The sequence below is a fragment of the Streptomyces sp. NPDC048255 genome, assembly GCF_040652415.1.
GTDB lineage: Bacteria > Actinomycetota > Actinomycetes > Streptomycetales > Streptomycetaceae > Streptomyces.
Window position 1 is genome coordinate 244023 of sequence record NZ_JBEZMA010000002.1, and the last position, 19407, is coordinate 263429.

A 19407-nucleotide genomic window follows, 5' to 3' on the forward strand; every position below is an offset into this window, starting at 1 on the left:
ACGATCTCTCCTTCAGATACGGTTCCGCGTTTCTTTCCTTCGGTACCTGTGGTCATTGATACGGGGCCCGGGAGAGCGGAAGCAGATATCCGGGGGAATTTGTCAGATCCGGCAAAGATTGAACTCGGAGCAGTCCGGGGACGTTCAGCGGGTCAGTCCTGGATGCGCAGGGCCAGGGCCGGGCAGCGCCGCACCGCCCGCAGGGCCTTGGGCCGCAGCCGGGCGGGCACCGGCATCGAGGCCTTGGCGGGGTACCCGTCCGCGTCGAGCCGTACGACGTCGGGAAGGATGTCCACGCACAGGCCGTGCCCCTTGCACAGCGTCCAGTCCACGACCAGCCGCTCCGGGCTCTCGTCCTGAGGCAGCGGCAGCGCGCCCAGTACCCGCCGTCCGCACCCGCTGCCGAGGGCGTGGTCCCGGAACTCGTCGGGGAAGGCGGTGAGCGCCGAGGCCACGAAGTACGAGGTGCCGTCGGGATGGCTGCACGCACCCCGGCCCCGGACCGCGACCAGCCGCGCCTCCACCGCCTCCAGGGCGGCCCGGCCCCCTCCCGCGACGGCGCCCTCCAGTACGTCGGCCAGTGCGGGCAGCCCGCGCACGCAGGGTCCGCACTGCCCCGCCGACTCCTTCGCCATCCAGCGGGTCACCCGCGCCACTTCACCGGCCGGGCAGGTGTCCTCGGGCAGGGGGAGCACCGCCCCCGCCCCCAGCACCGCGTCGTAGGCCGCCAGGGCCTGTCGGGAGACCTGTACGGAACGGGCGGTGTGCGGGTCCAGCCACCGGCCGTGGTAGCCGCCGACCAGCACGCCCTGACCGGGCTCGGTGCCGCACAGGTCCAGGACGTACGCCAGCGAGGTGCCCGTCGGCGCCTCGACGACCGTGGAGCCGGCCACGGTCAGCAGGACGGTGCCCGGCTCGGAGGGCAGCCCGGCCGTACGGTAGTCCAGCGCGCCGAGCCGGGCCGCGACGGCGAGCTGGGCGTAGGTCTCGGTGTTCGACAGCAGCGTGGGCACGCCGCCCAGGCCCCTCTCGCTGGTCCGCACCTTCCGCCCGGACGGCAGCGTCGCACCGCCGTTCAGTCCGCTGACGAGGGCGGTCCCCTCACCCGTCACGAAGCGCTCGGGCAGGAGCGCCACGCGCACCCGGCGGCCGCCCGGACCGCGCTCGGCGATGGCGCTGCGCACCGACTGCTCCACATCCGTCCGGGTCACGCCCACCACGACCTCCTCGGCGTCGAGCGCCGCGGCGGCCAGCAGGGCCCCGTCGAGCACCAGGTGGGGGGCGTGCAGCAGCAGCGCGGTGTCCTTCAGGCAACTCGGTTCGCCCTCACTGCCGTTGACGACCACGGCGGTGGTTCCGCCCTGCCCCCTGGCCGACCGGGTGACGGCCCGCAGCTTGCGTGCGAAGGGGAAACCCGCCCCGCCGCGCCCCCGCAGGTCGATGTCCTCGGCGAGGGCGACGAGTTCGTCGGGGCGGTACCGGGGCAGCTGGCCGTGCTCGGTCAGATGGGCGACCCGGTCGAGCCGCGCGACCTGGTCGAGTCCGGCCAGCAGCCGGGGCGCCCCCACGCAGCCCAGGCCCGGGCGCGGCCCGCCGGTCACAGCTGCCGCTCACGGGAGGCGAGGGAGTCCACCAGGGGTGCGTGGACGAACGACCGCTGGGTGGAGTCCTGTTGGGGGGCGGCGGGCACGCGGACGGCAGCGGGCGGGGCGGTCGGCCGGACGGGAGGCCGGACCGGCGGTCGCAAGGGCGGCCGGACCGGAGGCCGGACGGGCGGCGCGCCGCGCATCCGGGACCTGAGGCGGAAGGCGAGGACGGTGGCGACCCCGGCCAGGCACAGCGCGTAGGCCCCCGTCACCCAGGCGTCGGCGGGCCGGCCCGCCTTCAGCCCGTGCACCAGCGAGGCGCCCCACGCGGGATAGGCGCCGATGTGCAGGGCGCGCCACCACAGGGAGCGGCTCTTGGTGGCGAACACGCTGCGCACCGCTCCGGACACCGCCACGGCCACGAAGAGGTACCCGGCGAGCGAGCCGAGGCCGATGAGGAAGGGGCGGTCGGGATCGGCGAAGGGGAGCAACGCCCCTGCGGCGGAGGTCTGTTGTTCGGCGATCTTGACCCAGATGTGCAGGGCCAGGAAGCCCAGCCCCGCCACGGCCAGCCCGCGGTGCGCAGCCTGGGCGAGCAGCCGGTGCCCCGACTCCAGCAGCACCCGGTCGGTGGCCACCAGCCCCCACAGGACGGTGGCGGTGAGCGAGACGAGGGAGAGGACGCCCGCCCCGAAGTCGAGGAAGTCCCAGACATGGGTCAGGACGCCCGCGCGGGCGGCGACCACGACGGAGACGAGGGCCGCGACGCAGGCGGAGACGGCGCCGGGGCGCAGCCTGCCGGTGACGGGCAAGAGGGAAGGCCGCCGGACGGCCCGCCGTCCGGCGGCCGGAGCCGCTGCTGCCGCCGCGTGGCGACTTCTGCGGCGGGCTCGGTGCGAACGGGGCGTGTGCGGCTGGGACAGGGGCATCCAGTTCTCCTGTGCGCCTAGGGGGGTGCCCGACCCATCCCCCCGGACCTCCCCGGGGCTCCGAGCGCGCTCCACCTGGCGCTCGGGACCCGGGCCTTGTTGTCGGTCGTGCCCGGCAGCGCTGTGAACTCCTGCGCCGGCCGAGGAGCTTGGGCCGGAGTGCAGAAGCATCGTGGAGCTACCCAGCATCTCCACAGGATTTATCGAAACGTGATAATTTCTCGCACCGCGTCTCCGGCGCATCGAACAACACCGGAAGATTCCCCTCCAGCGGAGGTTGCGACAGGCCACCGCACCGCCCGCCACCTACGCGTCCCCAACGGCAAAATCACGGCAAAACTGCGGGACCGTACGGGGCCGGACCGCTCCAGGAGGGAGTACGAGGGTCGCAACTCACTTGCCAGATACGGATGTTGGCAAGCGTGGCCACCCCGGCGGGCTTGTCGCTCCTCCATCGGACAGGCCTCACCCCGGCACGAACGAGGTAACGATGTGCGAACTTCTGAACCGCATCTGGTCCCGCCCCCGAGGCGAGTGGACCCGCGTCCTGCGCAGGGAACTCCCCGCGCTGGCCGCCGAGATAGTGGAGGAGCTTCTGCATGGAATTCCGGAATTTTCCGACCTTATGGATGACAACGATGCCATCGATGAGGAATTGCTCAGACAGCGGGTGGAGGAGGCACTCCTCAACGCACTCGGCTATCGCGATCCGGCCGACGGGTCACCGGCTCCCGCACCGGGCCGGAGTCCGGCACCGGCAGTGCCGGTGACCGCGCCGGTGAGAGCGACACCCGCAGTGACGGCGACACCCACAGCAACCGCGACACGGCCCGGCCAGGACGACGAGGACCGGCACGACGGCAGGCACGAGGGCCGCCGCGAGGACATGCGGGAGGCCGTACGGGACTCCGTACGCGAGCCCGTGCGCGAGTCCGCACGAGAGCCGGTACGTGAACCCGTACGTGAACCCGTACGTGAACCCGTACGCGAGGACGGTGCGAGGAGCGGTCAGGCCGACCGGCCCGAGAGCGCCGAGCCGCCCGACCGCGCACGGCAGGACCTCTTCAAGGCCCTCACCGACGACCGGGCCGCATCGGAGGCCTCCCTCACCCAGCTCGCCGAGGCGGCCGGCTGGCCCCTCCCGGAAGCGGTGCGGGCCATCGTGCTCGCCACGCCCGGCGAGACGCACCAGCTGGCGGCCGTACTGGACGCGGCCCTCCCCGGCGTGTTCGCGGGCCGGCCCTGCCTGCTGGTCCCGAGCCCGGACCCCGACACCCGGGCCCCGCTCGAACCCCCGCTGCGCGGCCGGACCGCGGCCGTCGGCCACGCGGTCCCCCTGCGGGACACCGCGTCCTCACTGCGCTGGGCCCTGCGGCTCCTCGCCCTGACGCCCGCCCGGGCCGGCCTGGACGCCCGGGCCGTCTTCGTGGACGACCACCTGTCCACCCTGCTGCTGCTCCAGGACGAGCCCCTGGCGCACGCCCTCGCCGCCCGGTGGCTGCGCCCGCTGGCGGACCTGACCCCCCGCCAGAGCGAACGGCTGGAGGTGACCCTGCTCGCCTGGCTGGAGGGCGGCGGAGCCCCGGAGGCGGCCAAGGCCCTGAACGTGCATCCGCAGACCGTGCGCTACCGCATGCGGCAGCTGGAGAAGCTCTTCGGACCCGGACTGCGCGACCCCCGCACCCGGTTCGAACTGGAGATGGCCCTGCGCAGCCGCCGCCTGATGGCCCAGGTGCGCCGTCAGAACGCCCGGGTGGGCCGCAGGACGGGGCGCGTGGTCACGGCGGACTTCACCCCCCTGGTCGTCGGGCGGATGGCCCGCGTCAACGGCCTGTAGGCCCAGCCACGGCCCCGGTCCGGCCCCGCCCACGCGGAGGCCGGGCCGGGGCCCTTTCGTATCCGCCGCGGGAAAGCGGTGTTGGCCCGAAGTCGGCTTCGGGCCAACACCTTTCCCGGGACGGGCGCGGTGGTGGGGGGAGGGCGCGCCCGGCCCGGGAGCAGGGGGACCGGAGCCGGTGATCACCGGTTCTGACCACGACCGGTGATCAGAACCGGCGCTCGGATCCGGCCGGGGTCAGCGGCAGGTGCGCCCGCTGTTGATGCAGTCGACCGCCCTGGACATCAGGTTGTTCGACATCACGTTGATGAAGTCCCCGTGGTCGGTCACCGGCTTGTGCAGCTGCTCGGGGAAACTGTCCACGGCGAAGCGGGCGCCCGGTGCCACCCCGTAGGTGATCCGCTGCACCAGCTGCGGCATGGCGGTGAACCCCTTCTTGCAGCGGCCGTCCTTGTCCGCGAAGGCCACGTGGGTGCGGTGGTTGGCGCTGTCGGTGTTCCGGCCGTCCCAGCAGCTCTGGAAGTTGAAGGTGCGCACCACGTCGCTGCCCTTGGGGCAGATCGGGTACTTGTCCTTCAGCTGGCGGTTCTCGAACCCGGTGCAGCTCCACGAGGCGTTGGCGTTCGCCGTGCCGTTGGTGAAGGCCTTGGCGTCGCCCGTGATGACGCGCAGGAAGCGGGGCATGGCCGTGACCCGGCTGACGGGACTCCCCTTGAAGGTGATCGTCACCTGCTTCGGCTGGAGGATGGTGCCGACGTTGCCGTCCTGGCCGCCGCCGGGCGCCTGGGCGTCCCGCTCGGCCTTGCCGTCGCGCAGCCGCAGCACCGGCCAGTAGTAGCTGGACTGGTCGCCGTTGCCGCAGGTGGTGCCGGAGGCCGCGAGGCTGTCGTTGGTGGAGAAGGCGTCGGTGGAGTTGTTGCCCACGTAGTCGTGCATGTGGTGCGCCCCGTTGGAGACGCCCGGAGCGACGATCACGTTGTCCGGGTTGAAGTGGCCGTTCTCGTTGCGGCCGCACTGGGAGCTGAAGGAACCGGTGGAGGCGCCACGCGCCGGGGCGGGGGTGCGTACGTTCGGCTTGACCTTGGTGATGGAGACGAAGTCGCCGCGGGCCGGCCCGCCCTTGCGGGAGGCGTCCGCGGCGCCGCGCTGCCCCTCCGCCCCCAAGGCCTGGGCGCCCTGCCCGCCCTCTGCCTCCGCGCCCTCGTCGGCGACGTCCGCCTGCTTCATCTCGCAGCCGCTCAGGGCCTCCAGCCCTTCCGGCCGAGCGCCGGAGCGGCCTATCGCGTCGGCGACCTGGGCGATGGACTTGTCACGCTGGTCCTTGAGTTCACCGAGGAGGGCGTCCCCGGCCGCGGCCTCGCCGGCCGCCAGGCGCCGGTAGGCATCGGCCACCTGGTCGTCCAGCTCGGCCAGGTTCTCGTCGACCTCGGCCCTGGCCGGGTCGGGGACGGCGGTGAGCCGGTCACCCACGTCGGGGCAGTCGATGGTCGCCGTCACCTGCGTCGTACGGTCGTCCTCCTGGCCCGCGGACGCGTTGCCGGCGACCACGGCGACCCCGCCGCCGCCCAGTACGAGAGCGGACACCACGGCCAGGAGTTTGTTCGACAAGCGGGGGCGTTTGTGGCCCTGTTGACTCATGCGATCACTTCACTTCGTCGATCGGACATCGGAGGAGCGGAGCGGGGTGACGGGCGGGGGCCCGTCGGCGAGCGAGTCGAAGTCGACCAGCCCGGTGTCCTCCAGGACCGTGATGTGGTCCAGGACCGTGGCGTTGGCCGACGTGGCGAGGGCCCGGACCATGGAGTTGCGGGTCTGCGCCCGCACTCCGGCCAGAAGGGCGAACACCTTTCCGTGCGCCCGGCGCAACAACTGGGTGAACAAGCGCTCGTACTCGTCGCCCTGGGCGGCGGTCAGCTGGCGCAGCCACTCCTGCTGCTGCGTGCTCGGCTGGTTGGGCAGGTCCACGCCGAGGGACTGGCCGACCTGGATGACCTGGCGGTCGAGGTCGGCGTGGCCCTCGACGAGGTGCTCCCCGGCCGTACGGACCGAGGCGCGCGTCCCGCGCTGCTGGGCCTGGCGTCCGGCGGGCAGCTCCCACAGGCCGGCGAGCCGTACCTTCCGGACGAAGTCCCGGTCAGCGGCGGTCAGCGGACCGTACGCCGTGCTCATGGTCCCGGCGCCGTCGTCCTCGCCCGCCGGGGCCGCGGCGGCGGCCGAGGCGCGGCCGCCGTAGCTCTCCACGGGGACCAGCAGCGCGATCAGTGTCATGGCCAGGGCGGTGATGACGACACCGCTTCCGATCGCGTACCTCGTGGCCACCGACAGACTGCTGACGGGTCTCCGCCGCAATGACAGCACAAGTGCCTCCTCGCTCCGTGGGCCCGGAGGGGGCGGGGGCCGCAGGCCTCATGAACCCTGCGGTGCGCACCCGCATTACCGGGGTGCCACGGGACGCTAGTGCCACTTGTGGTGCCGCTACTGAAGGACCATCACCCTTGGACAAACATCGGGGTGGTTGCCCGAAGGGCTGGTATCTTCCCGCGTTCGGGAGGCCGTGCCGGTCGGCCCGGGCCGAGGCGCGGGTGGGCCCGGGCGCCGGTCACCCCGTCCGCCAGATCACTCCCTCGTGCGGGGCCAGCACATGGGGGCCCGGGCCATGGGCGTCCGTGCCACGGGAGGCGGCGGTGGCGCCCGCCGCGGGGGCCGTCGACAGGTGCCGCTCCCAGGGATGGCCGGCGACCGTCTTGCCGATGTGGAGGGGGCCGTCCGTCAAGTTGAGGGTGATCAGCAGGGATCCGCCGCCGGGCGGGCCCGTGCGCGTGTACGCGAGCACCCCCTCGGGGGCCTCGGCGAACTCGATCGCACCCGGCCCGAGGGCCGGGTGCGCCCGGCGCAGCGCGAGGACCGCGCGGGTCAGGCTGAGCAGGGAACCGGGATCGTCCTCCTGGGCCGCCGCGGAGCCGCCCGGGGGACGGGCGACGGGGAGCCACGGCCGGACTCCGGCCCTCGTGAAGCCCGCCCCCGGCCCGTCGCTCCAGGGCATGGGGGAGCGGGCGGGATCGCGGCTGAGCTCGGGGGTGCGCAGCCCCCAGGGGTCCCGGATGTCCTCCGGGGTGATGTGCGCGTCGGGCAGGCCGAGTTCGTCGCCGTTGTAGAGGATCGCGGCGCCGGGGAGGGTGAGGAGCAGCAGCATCGCGTTCGCCGCCTGGTCCCGGCCGACGCGGGAGGCGACCCGCGGGTCGTCGTGGGTTCCCGTCACCCAGGTCGGGACCGCGCCGGCGGGCAGGGCGCCGAGGACCTCCCGTACCAGGTCCCGGATCGCGCCGGGCTCCCAGGGAGTGCGGAGCAGGCCGAAGTTGATGGGCAGGTGGATCTCGTCGAGTTCGCGGCCGAAGTAGCGGGTCCAGGCCTTCCAGTCGTACGCGTGGATCTCGCCGAGGGCGATCCGGGCGGCGGGTCCGTCCCCGTATGCGTCGAGCACCGCGCGGAACTCCCGGTACATCGCGTGGAGATCGGGATGAGCCTGGTCGTGCAGGTGCAGCTGGCTGTCGTATCCGCCCATCGGGCGGTGATGGGCCACGGTACCTGCGCCGGCCGCCGGATTGTCCCGCAGCGCGGGATCCTTGGCGATGAGAGGCACGCAGTCCACGCGGAATCCGTCGACGCCGCGGTCGAGCCAGAAGCGTGCCACGTCGAACATGGCCTCCCGCACGGCGGGGTTGCGCCAGTTCAGGTCGGGCATGGACGACAGGAAGGAATGCAGGTAGTACTGGCCGCTCTCGGCGTCCAGGGTCCAGGCGGATTCCCCGAACAGGGTGATCCAGTTGTTGGGCGGGCCGCCCCCGGGCGCCGGGTCCCGCCATACGTACCAGTCGCGCCGGGGACTGAGCGGACCGGTGCGCGCGTCCCTGAACCAGGGGTGCTCGCCGGACGTGTGGTTGGGGACGTAGTCGATCAGCACGCGCAGCCCGTGGGCGTGGGCCGCGGCGACGAGCCCGTCGAAGTCGGCCAGGTCGCCGAAGAGGGGATCGACGGCGGTGTGGTCCCGGACGTCGTACCCGAAGTCGGCCATGGGGGAGGAGAAGAAGGGGGAGAGCCACAGCGTGTCGACGCCGAGGCGGGAGAGGTAGGGAATGCGCCGGGCGACACCGCGCAGATCGCCGACGCCGTCACCGTCGGTGTCGAGGAAGCTGCGCGGGTAGACCTGGTAGATCACGGCGTCGCGCCACCAGGGCGGCGTGGCCGTGGGCTCGTGCCCCGTCACCTTCAGAAGGACCCCGTCTCGCAGCGCCGCACCCAGTCGGTCGCGGCGATCGCGTACGAGGGATCGGGGCGCAGCGCGTCCTCGCGGCGGCAGGCCTCCACGTACTTGATGGCGTGCGGGTCCTCCGTCGCCAGGGCGCGTTCGGCGAGCGTGACGTAGTCCCGGACCGGCTCCTCGGGGTGGTGCTCGCGCCGTCCCGTCCCGTAGGCGCTGCGGATGGCCGCGGAGAAGCGGACGGAGGCGGCGACACTGGGCCAGTGCAGTTCCGGCGGCAGGTGCGGCAGGACCAGGCGCACCGCCGCGGGGGTGGTGAGCGCGTGGACGAAGGCCATGGGGGTCTTGTGGTCGTCGGTGAGGTAGCTCCCGGCGGCCGCCCGGGTGAGCCGGCTCAGCGCGCGGTCGGCGTCGTCCTCGGGGAGCAGGGAGTCCACGGCCGGCGCGAAGTCGGGCTCCAGCCAGACCGTTTCGAGCCGGATCCGGAAGATCATGCCCATGCCCTGGTCGCTGCGCAGTTTGGGGACCGCGTCCCAGGCCTGCACGAGGTCCCGCTCGCGCGGGGTCGCGGGCTCCTCGGGGAGTTCCTGGTAGCGGGCGGCCCAGTAGCCGAGTCCGCGGGCGAGTTCCTCCAGGCGCCACGGGGTGTGGGCCTCCGTCAGCATCCGTACCGCGTGCCCGGTCCGGATGACTCCGTGGCCTCCTCCGGCGGCGAAGCCGCCCAGCAGCCGGGGCCACCAGCGGACGAGGACGTCGGTCCAGGGGGCGCTGTCCAGTTCCCGGCGGAAGAACTCGTTCCAGTCCCCGAGGAGGCGCATGTTGCCGAGGGCGGACCGCCAGTTGTCCCGGGTGATCTCCTGGAACCGTCCGTAGGTGTCGTCGTACAGGACCTTCCGGTACGAGCTCACCCAGGATGCGATCGACGCGCCGTGCCCGAGCTGTCCGAGGGCTTCCGCCGCCATGGGTCCGTGGTTGCTCACACCGGGGCCGAATTCGGGTCCGGAGTCGCTGAGGTACTGCAGGGCGCCGTCCAGGTCGTTCACCGTTCCCCCTAGATCGATTCCTCTCCATGGAAGGGTGCGGCAAGCCTCTTCAGCAACACGGCATGTGCACATTGGCTTGTTCTGGGGTGGGTGCGCGGTGTGCGGAACGGCGGAAGCCGGCGGTCCGCGGACCAGGGCGCATTACCGGACGATCAAGGAAAGGCGCCGGTCCGCGCGGGCGGGGACCCGGAGGGTGTGCGGCATGATCATGGCGCCCGGATTCGGTGCGCGAAGGGCTCTGCGGGGCGGCAGGCCGGTGAATTCAGGACAGCTGACAGGCAGCCGTTGACCTGGGCATGTGCCAATAGCTAGTGTCCGACTTCGGTCCGAGCTGAGGCCCGCCACTCCATCCCCCCACCACCGGTCGGTTCCGGCAGCTCTCTTTCACCGGCGATTTCCATTCCGGCCGGCCATTCGGCGCACTATCGATACCCCCATCCCTGCGGTGCCATATCTCCGTGCAGGCGCACAGCCATGCCCTCGACCGGGGCGATCACGTGACGATGAGGAGAATTCATGATCAAGCACACTTCGCCGATCAGTGGAATCGACGCACGCGGCGATCTCGTGGTGACCGCCGGGTATGACAACCGGATCATTTTGTGGAATGCGCGGACGCGGACGGCCATCACCGAGGCCCGTCACGACCACCTCGCCAACCAGTGCCGTTTCTCCCCTTCCGGCCGCATCGTGGTGACATCGAGCAGCGACTACTCCGCGCGCTTATGGTCCGTGCCCGACCTGCGTCTCATCAGCGTCCTCACGGACCAGAAGGACGACGTGGAGATGACCGTCGTCTCGCCCGACGAGACCCGGGTGGCGACGGCCTCCCGCGACCACATCGCGCGGATATACGACCTGGACGGGCGGCTCATCCACCGGCTGGTGGGGCACGAGGAGGACGTCCTGTCCGTCGAATGGGTGCGCGGCGGCGCCGAGTTGGTGACCACCAGTGACGACGGGACGGTACGCCGCTGGGACGCGGCCACCGGCGCCCTGCTGAGCACCATCGACCTCGGGGACGTCGAGACGGACACCGTGGCGGTCCTCGGCGTGGACAGCTTCGCGCTCGGCAACGACGAGGGCGAGCTGATCCTGATCGACCCGTCGGGCACCCGGCGCCACCGCGTGCACGACGCCGGGATCAAGCGGATCGCCTACGACGCCGAGGCGGGCATCCTGCTGAGCTCCAGCTACGACCGCACCGTGCGGCTGTGGCGCCTGGAACACGGCGCGGACCCCGTGCACCTCCTGACGAGCGAGGTGCCCGCCGACGTATGGCTGCGCTCCTGCGCCAAACTGGACGCCACCCGCTGGGTCTTCGGCACCTTCGGGTCGAGCTTCGCGGTCTTCGACCGGGCCGACGGGAGCTGGGACCTGACCTCCGTCGCGCCCACGCCCGGCCTCAACGCGGTGACGGACACCCCCACGGGACGGTTCACCGTAGGCGACAGCGGAACCGTCCGGCGCGACGGCGAACCGGTGGCCGAACTCGGCAGCTGCTGCAACTTCATCACCCCCGTCGCGGGCACGGTCGTCAGCGGCGGCCAGCTCGGCGCGCTCTACGACGCGACCACCGGAGCCCTGCTGTACCAGCACCGCTCCCCGCTCAACTGCGCGGCCGTGCACACCGCTTCGGACGGCGAGACACTCGTCGTCGGCACGTACACCGGCGAGGCGCTCGTCCTGCGCGACGAGAAGGGAACCGGACGGCTGGAACTGGTCGGCGAGCACCGCATCCAGGACAACGCCATCAAGGGAGTGGCGATCCAGGGCGACGTGCTCTTCAGCGTGTGCGCCACCGGCGCCGCGAAGTGGCACTCCCTGCCGGACCTGAAGCCGGTCGCCGACAACGGGGCCGCGCACGCGCGCATCGCCAACGGCGCGGCCGCCCTCCCGGACGGCCGGTTCGTCAGCGTGAGCCGCGACCTGACCCTCCGGATCTGGACCGCGGCCGGGGATCAGCAGGCGGTCGTGACGACTCCGCACCTCAACAGCATCAAGTGCGTGGCCGTCGACCCGCACACCAGCCTGATCGCGACGGGCGGTTACCACGGACAGGTCGCCGTCTACGACCCCGAGGCCGGCGAGTGGGTGTGCGACACGCGGCCCACGCCCGCCGGAATCTCGGCGCTGGCACCGGGTGGCGGCCCCGGCCGCTTCCTCGCCTCCTCCTACGACGGCTGCGTCTACGAGATCGCCGTGGACACCGCCGCGGGGCGGACCGCGGCCGGTCAGGACGGCCGATGACGACGGCAGACGAGGCGCCGGTGGTACGCCTCGCGAGCGCACCCCTCCCCGTCGCGTCCACCCTCATGCAGCTGACCGTCTTCGGGCAGGCCGGAGCGGACGGACAGGAGACGGAGGAAGTGGTCACCCTCCGGACGATCTCGCCGAACAGCGAGTCCGGCGCCCCGCCGATCGTCCGCATCCACAGCGCCTGCTTCACCGGGGACGTGCTCGGCTCCGAGAAGTGCGACTGCGGCCCCCAGCTGCACGCCGCGCTGGACACCATCGTCCGCTCGCACAACGGCGTGCTGGTCTACATGCTCCGCCAGGAAGGGCGCGGCATCGGGCTGGCGAACAAGATCCGTGCGTACGCGCTCCAGTCGGCCGGGCACGACACCATCAGCGCCAACCTCGCGCTGGGCTTCCCGGCCGAGGGCCGCGACTTCCGGATGGCCGCCGACTGCCTGCGCCAGCTGGGCATCGCACGGGTGCGGCTCATGACGAACAACCCGGTGAAGGTCGCGGGGCTCGCCGCCCAGGGAATCGTGGTCGAGGACCGGGTCCCGCTCGGCGGCTTCCGGACGCCCTTCAACGAGGCGTACCTGGAGGTGAAGGACCGGCTGATGGGGCACCTCGACGCGCTGGGCCAGGACCTTCCGGTCGCCGGGCCGGGGAGCGGACACGACCTGGAGGTCGTCGCCGCCTCGGGGCAGGGGGCACCGTGAACCGCCACGACACCGCCGGAGGAGCGAAGTGACCTCCCACATCGCGCACACCAACCTGGTCGACGCCGACATCAACTCCCTCACGGACCGCGCGGCGATGGGCCTGCCCGAGGGCTATGTGGAACCGAGGGCCGAACGCCTCGACTGCTTCGAGCAGGTGGCCGGCCATCCGGCCGCCCAGCTGTCCACCCTGGTCGAGGACGCGGCCCTCACCCTCGAACACCGGCTGGCGGCGGGCGCCGCGCTCGCCCTCGCCGGAGACCCCCGGACCCGCTGGGACGCGCCGGTGATGCTGGCCGTCCCCGCGGGCCGGGCCCTCGTCGGCACCCCCGACAGCGCGGTCGACGAACTCCATGCCGACTCCGCCCAGTTCGGCGTACAGCGGTCCTGGGTGGAGAAGGAGTGTCCGCGCCATGCGTACCCGGTCGGCGCCTTCGCCATCGCCAAGTACCCGGTGACCAACGCCGAGTTCGCCGTCTTCCTCAAGGACACCGGCCGCCCCGAGCTGCCGAGCGACTGGCACTACGGGCGCTTCGACCCCGCGGCCGCCAACCACCCCGTGTACACCGTCACCGCGGAGAGCGCCGACCTGTACGCGTACTGGCTCAGCCGCCGCACCGGCCGCCGCTTCCGGCTGCCCACCGAGCAGGAATGGGAGTACGCCGCCGGCGGACCGGACGGCCTGCGCTACCCCTGGGGCGACACCTGGAACGCCCACGCGGCCAACACGCTGGAGACGGGCCTGCTCATGACCAGCCCCGTCGGGGCCTTCCCCGACGGGCGGTCCTGGTGCGGGGCCCTGGACATGGCGGGCAACGTCGAGGAGTACACCAGCAGTACCTACGGGCCCTACCCGGGAGGGGAGCTGGTGCGCGACGACCTGTACCTGAGGCTCGGTGCCTACCGGATAGCCCGCGGCGGGGCCTTCAACCGCTTCCGGGACCTGGCCCGCTGCCAGCGCCGGCACGGACCCTACCCGCGCTCGCTGTACGCGATGGGCTTCCGGCTGGCCGAGGACCTCGACACCTCAGGGGAGGGGTGACGCGCGGTGCGCATCGTGCACGTCCACTGGACCGGACTCCCGGTCACCGGCGGCGTCGAGACCCATCTGCAGGCGGTCGTCGGCCAGCTAGCCGCCCTGCCCTGCACGGTCCGGGCCCTCGTCGGCACCCGGGAGTCACCGGGCTGCGAGTACGTTCCGGCCCTCGACATCGCCGTGCCCTTCGACCCGGCCGGCATCCCCGCACTCGCCGCGGAGTGCCTGGACGCGGACGTCCTGCACTGGCACAACCCGCAATGGCACAAGCCCGAGACGGTGACCGCCTGCGTGGACGCACTGCGGGCGCGCGGCTGGCGCGGCCGCCTCGTCTTCGACCTGCACAACATCGACGAGCGGCCCGAACAGTGGCAGTTCCTCGCGACGCTCCCCGGCCGGCTGGTCGCCCACTCGGCCTTCGTCGCCGAAGAGGTCCGGCGCAGGCTGCCCGGGGCCGAGGTCACCGTGCTGGCGCTGGCCCTGCCCCTGGCGGAGGAACCGTTCCGGCTGCCCGGCGCGGGGGGCGGTGCCACCGTGCTCCAGCCCAGCCGGATGACCCGGTGGAAGGGCTCCCACCTGAGTCTGGAAGCGTCCATGACGCTGCTGGAGGAAGGAGCCGACCTGCACTTCGTCCACGCCGGGACCCAGCACCTCATCTGGCCGCCGGGCATCCCCGACTCCCTCATGGCGCGGGCGGCCGCGTGGCAGGACAAGGGACGCGTGCACTTCACCCACTACCGTCCCGGGCAGAGCTGGGCCGCGATCCGCGCCAGCGACGTCGTCATCCACCCGACCATCGACCACGGCGCCCACGGGGAGCCGTTCTCGCTCTCCGTCGCCCAGGCCGTCATCTGCGGCCGACGCGTCGTCGCCAGCGATTCGGGCAACCTGCCCCTGCTGCTCCAGGACTACTCGGCCGCCACCATCGTCCCCGCCGGTGACGTCCAGGCGCTGACCGGAGCCCTCAGGGAGGCACTGGGCCGGCCTCCCGTCGTACCGACCGGAGCAGACCGGGCGCTGGCACACCGCCTGCGGGAGGAGTTCGCCACCGCAGGCCGCCGTCACCTGGACTTCTACCGGTCCCTCGCCGACCCGGTGTGACGGGCCGCACCACCCGGCCCCCTTACCGGTCCGCCGCGGCCGACCCGACCGACCGACACCCATGGAGTCCCGTATGCCCACCCCCATCATCCTGGACTGCGATCCCGGCCACGACGACGCGATGGCCATCCTCCTCGCCGTCGGCGACCCCCGCGTGGACCTGCGGGCCGTCACCACCAGCGCGGGCAACCAGACCATCGCCAAGACGGCCCTGAACGCCCGCCGGATGTGCGCCCTCGCCAAGGCCTTCGACGTCCCCGTGGCCGCCGGCTATCCCAAACCGCTCACCGGCCCCCTGCTCGTCGGCGACGACGTGCACGGCGAAACCGGCCTGGACGGCTGGGACTTCCCCGAACCGGCCGACGTACCGCTGCACTCCGCGCACGCCGTGGACCTCATCCACGGCCTGCTGACCGACAGCCCCGAACCCCTCACCCTCGTGGTCACGGGCCCGCAGACGAACATCGCGGGACTCCTCGCCCTCCACCCGGAGGACCGGCACAAGATCAAGGAGATCGTCTGCATGGGCGGGGCCACCCACCGAGGCAACACCCTGCCCTACTCGGAGTACAACATCCTGGTCGACCCCGAGGCGGCCCACGAAGTGCTCGCCAGCGGCGTCCCCATGACCTACTGCGGCCTCAACGTCACCCACCAGGCGCCGGTCACCCGCGAAGTGCTCCACCGCATCGAGGAGGTGGGCACGCACATCAGCAAGGTGTCCGCCGCCCTCCTCGAATTCCGCTCCAGCACCTACGACCAGATCTGGGACCTGCCCGACGCCCCGCTGCACGACCCGGTCGCCATCGCCCGCGTACTGGACCCCACCCTGGTGGAGTGCGTCGAGGCACCCGTCTCGATCGAACTGCGCGGCGAGTTCACCCGCGGCGCGACCGTGATCGACCTCTACGGTGTCACGGGGCGCGAGCCCAACGCCCTGGTGGCGACGCGGCTGGACACCGACCGGTTCTGGGACGTGTTCATGAAGGCGCTCGCCGCCCTGGGATGACCCGCTGACCTAGGAAGGCAGACCGACCTTGCCCGCTTCCTCCGTACCGACTCCCGGTGCCCGCTTACTGACGGCGCTGGCCGGGGCGCAACTACTGGTGGCGCTCGACTTCTCCATCATCTACGTCGCGCTCCCCGACATCGGGGGAAGCCTGCACTTCTCCACCGTCGCCCTCCAGTGGATCGTCAGTGCCTACGCGATCTTCTTCGCCGGATTCCTGCTGCTGGGCGGCCAGTTGGCCGACGCCTTCGGCGCCGGCCGGGTGTTCCTCGCCGCCCAGCTGCTCTTCGCCGCCTCCTCGGTCGGCGCCGCGCTCTCCGCCTCGGCCGCGCCCCTGATCGCGGCGCGCGTCGGACAGGGGGTGGCGGCCGCCCTGCTGGTGCCCGCCACCCTGGGGCTGCTCAGCGCGGCCTACCCGGCCGGACCGGAACGCGACCGGGCCGTCAGCGTGTGGGGCACCACCGGGGCCGTCGGCCTGGCCCTCGGCGTCACGGCCGGCGGCGGCATCCTCGCGGTCGCCTCCTGGCAGTGGATCTTCTGGATCAACCTGCCCATCGTGGCGGTCTGCCTCTTCGCCGCGGGCAGCGCGCTGCGCTCCACCGCGGCCGGGGAACGGGCCCCGGTCGCCGCCTCGGCCACGCTCACGGCGTGCACCGCGGTCGTCGCCCTCGTCCTGGCCTTCACCGAGCTCTCCCGCGCCCGCCCCGCCGCGCCCGTGGTCACCGCCGCCCTGGTGGTGGCCGCCCTGGCGGGCGGCCTGCTCGTCCTCAGCCGCCGTCGCCGCCGCCCGCTGGTGCCGCCTTCGCTGCTGCGCGTACGCACCCTCCAAGTGGCCTGCCTCGTCGCCGCGTTGTACATGGCCAGCTTCGGCGCCGAGTTCTACCTCGTCACCCTGTACCTCCAGGAGGTACGGGCGTACAGCGCCCTCGCCGCGGGCCTGGCCTTCCTGCCGCTGGCCGCGGCCATCGTCGTCGGCAACACCGTGGCGGGCCGGCTCGCCGGGCGCCTCACCCTCCAGCGGCTGCTGTCCACCGCCTTCGTCACCGGAGCGGCCGGACTCCTCGTCCTCGCCCTGGCCGTCGGCGCCGGCGGCGGCTACGCCCCGGCCGTCCTGCCCGGCCTGCTGCTCAGCGGCCTCGGCCAGGGCATGGCCTTCACCGGCATGTTCATCACGGGCACCCGCGACCTCCCGCCGGAGAGCAACGGAACCGGCAGCGCCCTGGTGACCACGGCCCAGTACACCGGCGGCTCCATCGGCCTGGCGCTGCTGGTCATGCTCCACGGGGAGCAGCCGGCGGCGCCGGACTTCGAGCAGACCTTCCTCGTCACCGCGGTCGTTGCCACGGCGGCCGCGCCGCTGGCGCTGCTCCTGCTCGCACGCACGGGACGGAGCGTCGGCTCCCCGTCCCCGCAAGACCAGTCTTTCGAGCCCAAGACCGGAGGTCATCGATGAACACCGCCCGCTTACTCGACCGGCCCGGACTCCTCCCGGAGACCCGGCGCACCGTCGAGGACTTCGAGAAGGAACACGACACCTACTTCAGCCACCTGGTGCACTTCGACCCCCGGGCACTGGAGTCGCTGCACGCCCCGGGCCCCCTGCCACCGAACATACGCGTCGCGTCCGACGCCCTCCCCGCGGTGATCGAGCGCATGGCCACCGTCACCGAGGTCGCCAACCTTCCCGCCCAGAGCGACGCCGACCGAGGCCGCTACCTGCGCGCCCTCCTCGACATCTACGGCATGCTGCCCGTCCAGGCGGGCGACAGCGCGACCGTACCGGGAACCACCGTGATAGCCCCCGAACGCGAGGGCCGCATCCTGGCCGAGCGCCTCGGCGCCCTGCCGGAGGGCGGGAACTGGACCCCGCACGCCAAGCGCATACCGCTGGACGGCGGCCTGCTCGTGGGCGTGGACGAGTGGGTACCCTCCCGGGCCGACCGGCTGGTGATCGTCGACGGAGTCGTGGCGAGCGGGGTGACGCTCATGGCGATGATGCGCCTGACCGTCCTGCCCGGCGCCGCCGTGGAGATCTTCACCTGCCACTCCACCCGGCAGGGCGCCCTCGCCCTCGCCCGGTACGCCGAGCAGCTCGGGGTGTCGCTGACCCTCCACGTCGGCCACGTCTCGGGCGAGCTGAACGGAAAGTTCTACGCCGTGGCACCGGACGCCCCCGGGCAACTGCTCCTCGGCGACGTAGGGGACACCATCAGCCCGGTCTCCGCCGCCTCCCCACCCCGCGGGACCGCGCCGTGACGCCGCCCGGCAGCCCGGGCCGCGGGCCGGAACTGCTCAGCCGGGAACCGGCGACGGACCCGGGAGCCGTCGACCGCTACTTCTCCCTGACCGCCCGCGGCTCGACCTGGCAGCGCGAGGTCTTCGCCGGGATATCGACCTTCCTGGCCCTCTCCTACATCGTGGTCGTCAACCCGGCCATCCTGAGCCAGGGAGGCATCCCGCACGCCGCCGCCTTCTTCGCGACGGCGGCCGTCGGCGGCATCGCCACCGTGGCCATGGGGCTGTGGGCCCGGCTCCCCTTCGCGGTGGCGCCCGGCATGGAGATGAACGCGATGATCGCGTTCTCCGTGGTCGGCACGCTCGCCTACACCTGGCCCCAGGCGCTGGGCATGGTGTTCTGGTCCGGCGTCGCGATGCTGGTGGTGTCCGTGCTGCGGCTGCGCGAGGCGGTGATCGACGCCATCCCCGCGGAGCTGCGTGCCGCGCTCGCCGCCGCCGTCGGCGCGTTCATCGGCCTGGTCGGCCTCCAGATCGCCCAGCTCGTGCGCACCTCCGACGGGCGGCTGTCGGGCCTCGGCGACTGGACGGCGCCGCCCGCCGTCGCGCTGTACACCGGGCTCGCCGTCGCCCTGCTCCTGGACGCGTTCGGTGCGCGGGCCGCGGCCGTCCTCGGCGGCATCGCGGCCGCCGCCCTGTACTGCGTCTTCGCGGGCATCGACGCCGCCGCGGTCCCCGGCACCGTCGAAGGCAGCGGGGCGGCGCTCTTCCGCTTCGACCTCACCGTCATCGCCGACCCCCGTGCCTGGGGCCTCGTCCTGGTGCTGTTCGCCCTCGACTTCTTCGGCAGCATCGCGAAGGTGGTGGGCCTGTCGGCCAACACCCCGCTCCAGGACGACGAGGGGAAGGTGCCGGGCATGCGCCAGGCGCTGCTCGTCGACGCGGGCGCCACCGTCGCCGGATCCGCCGCCGGCTCCTCCAGCTTCGTGGCCTTCGTGGAGAGCGCGGTCGGCATCCGGGCCGGCGCCCGGACGGGCATCGCGGCCGTGGTCACCGGACTCCTGCTGTTCTCCTGCCTGTTCCTCGCCCCGGTCCTGGCCCACGTACCGGTGGAGGCCACCACCGGCGCCCTGGTCTTCGTCGCGGTCAAGATGCTGACCGCACGCCGTCCGGAGGCCTCGGGTCCGCTGGGCCTGGCCGTCACGGTGACCGCGCTGGCCGTCACCGTGGCCACGCTCGCCATCGACCAGGCCATGGCAGCCGCCTTCGTGGTGTGCGCCGTCGCCGGAGTCCTCGGCCGCCGCAGGCCGCATCCCGCCCTGTGGGTGACGACGTTGCTGCTCGTGGCCGCCGTCGTTCTCCAGTACCTCAACCGCTGACGAGTACCTCAACCGCTGACCAGCGCCTCGACCGCTGGCC

Annotated in this window: 15 protein-coding genes; 9 read left to right on the plus strand and 6 right to left on the minus strand. The window is 72.6% G+C overall.

From position 1 onward, the window contains the following. Positions 1 to 152 precede the first annotated feature (152 nt). Both AB0D94_RS03545 and AB0D94_RS03550 read right to left on the minus strand, forming a co-directional pair. Positions 153 to 1601 carry an NADH-ubiquinone oxidoreductase-F iron-sulfur binding region domain-containing protein gene (locus AB0D94_RS03545; protein WP_362044894.1) on the minus strand — a complete coding sequence of 483 codons (1449 nt, stop codon included), beginning with the start codon at positions 1599 to 1601 and terminating at the stop codon, positions 153 to 155. Further along, a complete protein-coding gene (locus AB0D94_RS03550) occupies positions 1598 to 2398 on the minus strand; it encodes a hypothetical protein (protein WP_362044896.1) in 801 nt (266 codons plus the stop codon). The genes AB0D94_RS03545 and AB0D94_RS03550 overlap by 4 nt, the downstream gene beginning before the upstream one ends. 913 nt (positions 2399 to 3311) lie before the next feature. Here AB0D94_RS03550 and AB0D94_RS03555 point away from each other — a divergent pair. Next, complete coding sequence (locus AB0D94_RS03555) at positions 3312 to 4352, plus strand: helix-turn-helix domain-containing protein (RefSeq protein WP_362044898.1); 1041 nt, start codon at positions 3312 to 3314, stop codon at positions 4350 to 4352. Positions 4353 to 4589: 237 nt separating this feature from the next. Here AB0D94_RS03555 and AB0D94_RS03560 read toward each other — a convergent pair whose 3' ends face one another. From AB0D94_RS03560 to AB0D94_RS03575, 4 genes are all read right to left on the minus strand, one after another. Further along, positions 4590 to 5990, minus strand: coding sequence for a DUF1996 domain-containing protein (locus AB0D94_RS03560; RefSeq protein WP_362044900.1), 1401 nt, complete (start codon positions 5988 to 5990; stop codon positions 4590 to 4592). Positions 5991 to 5999: 9 nt separating this feature from the next. Then, entirely contained in the window at positions 6000 to 6671 is a 672-nt protein-coding gene (locus AB0D94_RS03565) for a DUF4142 domain-containing protein (protein WP_362044902.1), read from the minus strand. Positions 6672 to 6951: 280 nt separating this feature from the next. Then, positions 6952 to 8616, minus strand: a complete 1665-nt coding sequence (locus tag AB0D94_RS03570) for an alpha-amylase family glycosyl hydrolase (protein WP_362044904.1) — start codon at positions 8614 to 8616, stop codon at positions 6952 to 6954. A gap of 2 nt (positions 8617 to 8618) precedes the next feature. Then, on the minus strand, positions 8619 to 9653 hold the full coding sequence (locus AB0D94_RS03575) for a questin oxidase family protein (protein WP_362044907.1): 1035 nt from the start codon (positions 9651 to 9653) through the stop codon (positions 8619 to 8621). A 516-nt stretch (positions 9654 to 10169) separates the two neighbouring features. Here AB0D94_RS03575 and AB0D94_RS03580 point away from each other — a divergent pair. From AB0D94_RS03580 to AB0D94_RS03615, 8 genes are all read left to right on the plus strand, one after another. Beyond that, positions 10170 to 11903 (plus strand): WD40 repeat domain-containing protein, encoded by a 1734-nt coding sequence (locus tag AB0D94_RS03580; RefSeq protein WP_362044909.1) that lies wholly within the window; start codon positions 10170 to 10172, stop codon positions 11901 to 11903. Continuing rightward, entirely contained in the window at positions 11900 to 12607 is a 708-nt protein-coding gene (gene ribA / locus AB0D94_RS03585) for a GTP cyclohydrolase II RibA (protein ID WP_362044911.1), read from the plus strand. Before AB0D94_RS03580 ends, ribA begins: the two co-directional genes overlap by 4 nt. A gap of 28 nt (positions 12608 to 12635) precedes the next feature. Beyond that, entirely contained in the window at positions 12636 to 13649 is a 1014-nt protein-coding gene (locus AB0D94_RS03590; RefSeq protein ID WP_362044913.1) for an SUMF1/EgtB/PvdO family nonheme iron enzyme, read from the plus strand. A gap of 6 nt (positions 13650 to 13655) precedes the next feature. Continuing rightward, positions 13656 to 14744: a glycosyltransferase gene (locus AB0D94_RS03595; protein WP_362044915.1), complete on the plus strand. Its 1089-nt coding sequence runs from the start codon at positions 13656 to 13658 to the stop codon at positions 14742 to 14744. Positions 14745 to 14817: 73 nt separating this feature from the next. After that, positions 14818 to 15753: a nucleoside hydrolase gene (locus AB0D94_RS03600; RefSeq protein ID WP_362044917.1), complete on the plus strand. Its 936-nt coding sequence runs from the start codon at positions 14818 to 14820 to the stop codon at positions 15751 to 15753. A 28-nt stretch (positions 15754 to 15781) separates the two neighbouring features. Further along, positions 15782 to 17206: an MFS transporter gene (locus AB0D94_RS03605; protein WP_362044919.1), complete on the plus strand. Its 1425-nt coding sequence runs from the start codon at positions 15782 to 15784 to the stop codon at positions 17204 to 17206. Then, positions 17203 to 18009 carry a hypothetical protein gene (locus AB0D94_RS03610; protein ID WP_362044921.1) on the plus strand — a complete coding sequence of 269 codons (807 nt, stop codon included), beginning with the start codon at positions 17203 to 17205 and terminating at the stop codon, positions 18007 to 18009. The genes AB0D94_RS03605 and AB0D94_RS03610 overlap by 4 nt, the downstream gene beginning before the upstream one ends. Further along, positions 18006 to 19367 (plus strand): NCS2 family permease, encoded by a 1362-nt coding sequence (locus AB0D94_RS03615; RefSeq protein WP_362044923.1) that lies wholly within the window; start codon positions 18006 to 18008, stop codon positions 19365 to 19367. The genes AB0D94_RS03610 and AB0D94_RS03615 overlap by 4 nt, the downstream gene beginning before the upstream one ends. Positions 19368 to 19407 lie beyond the last annotated feature (40 nt).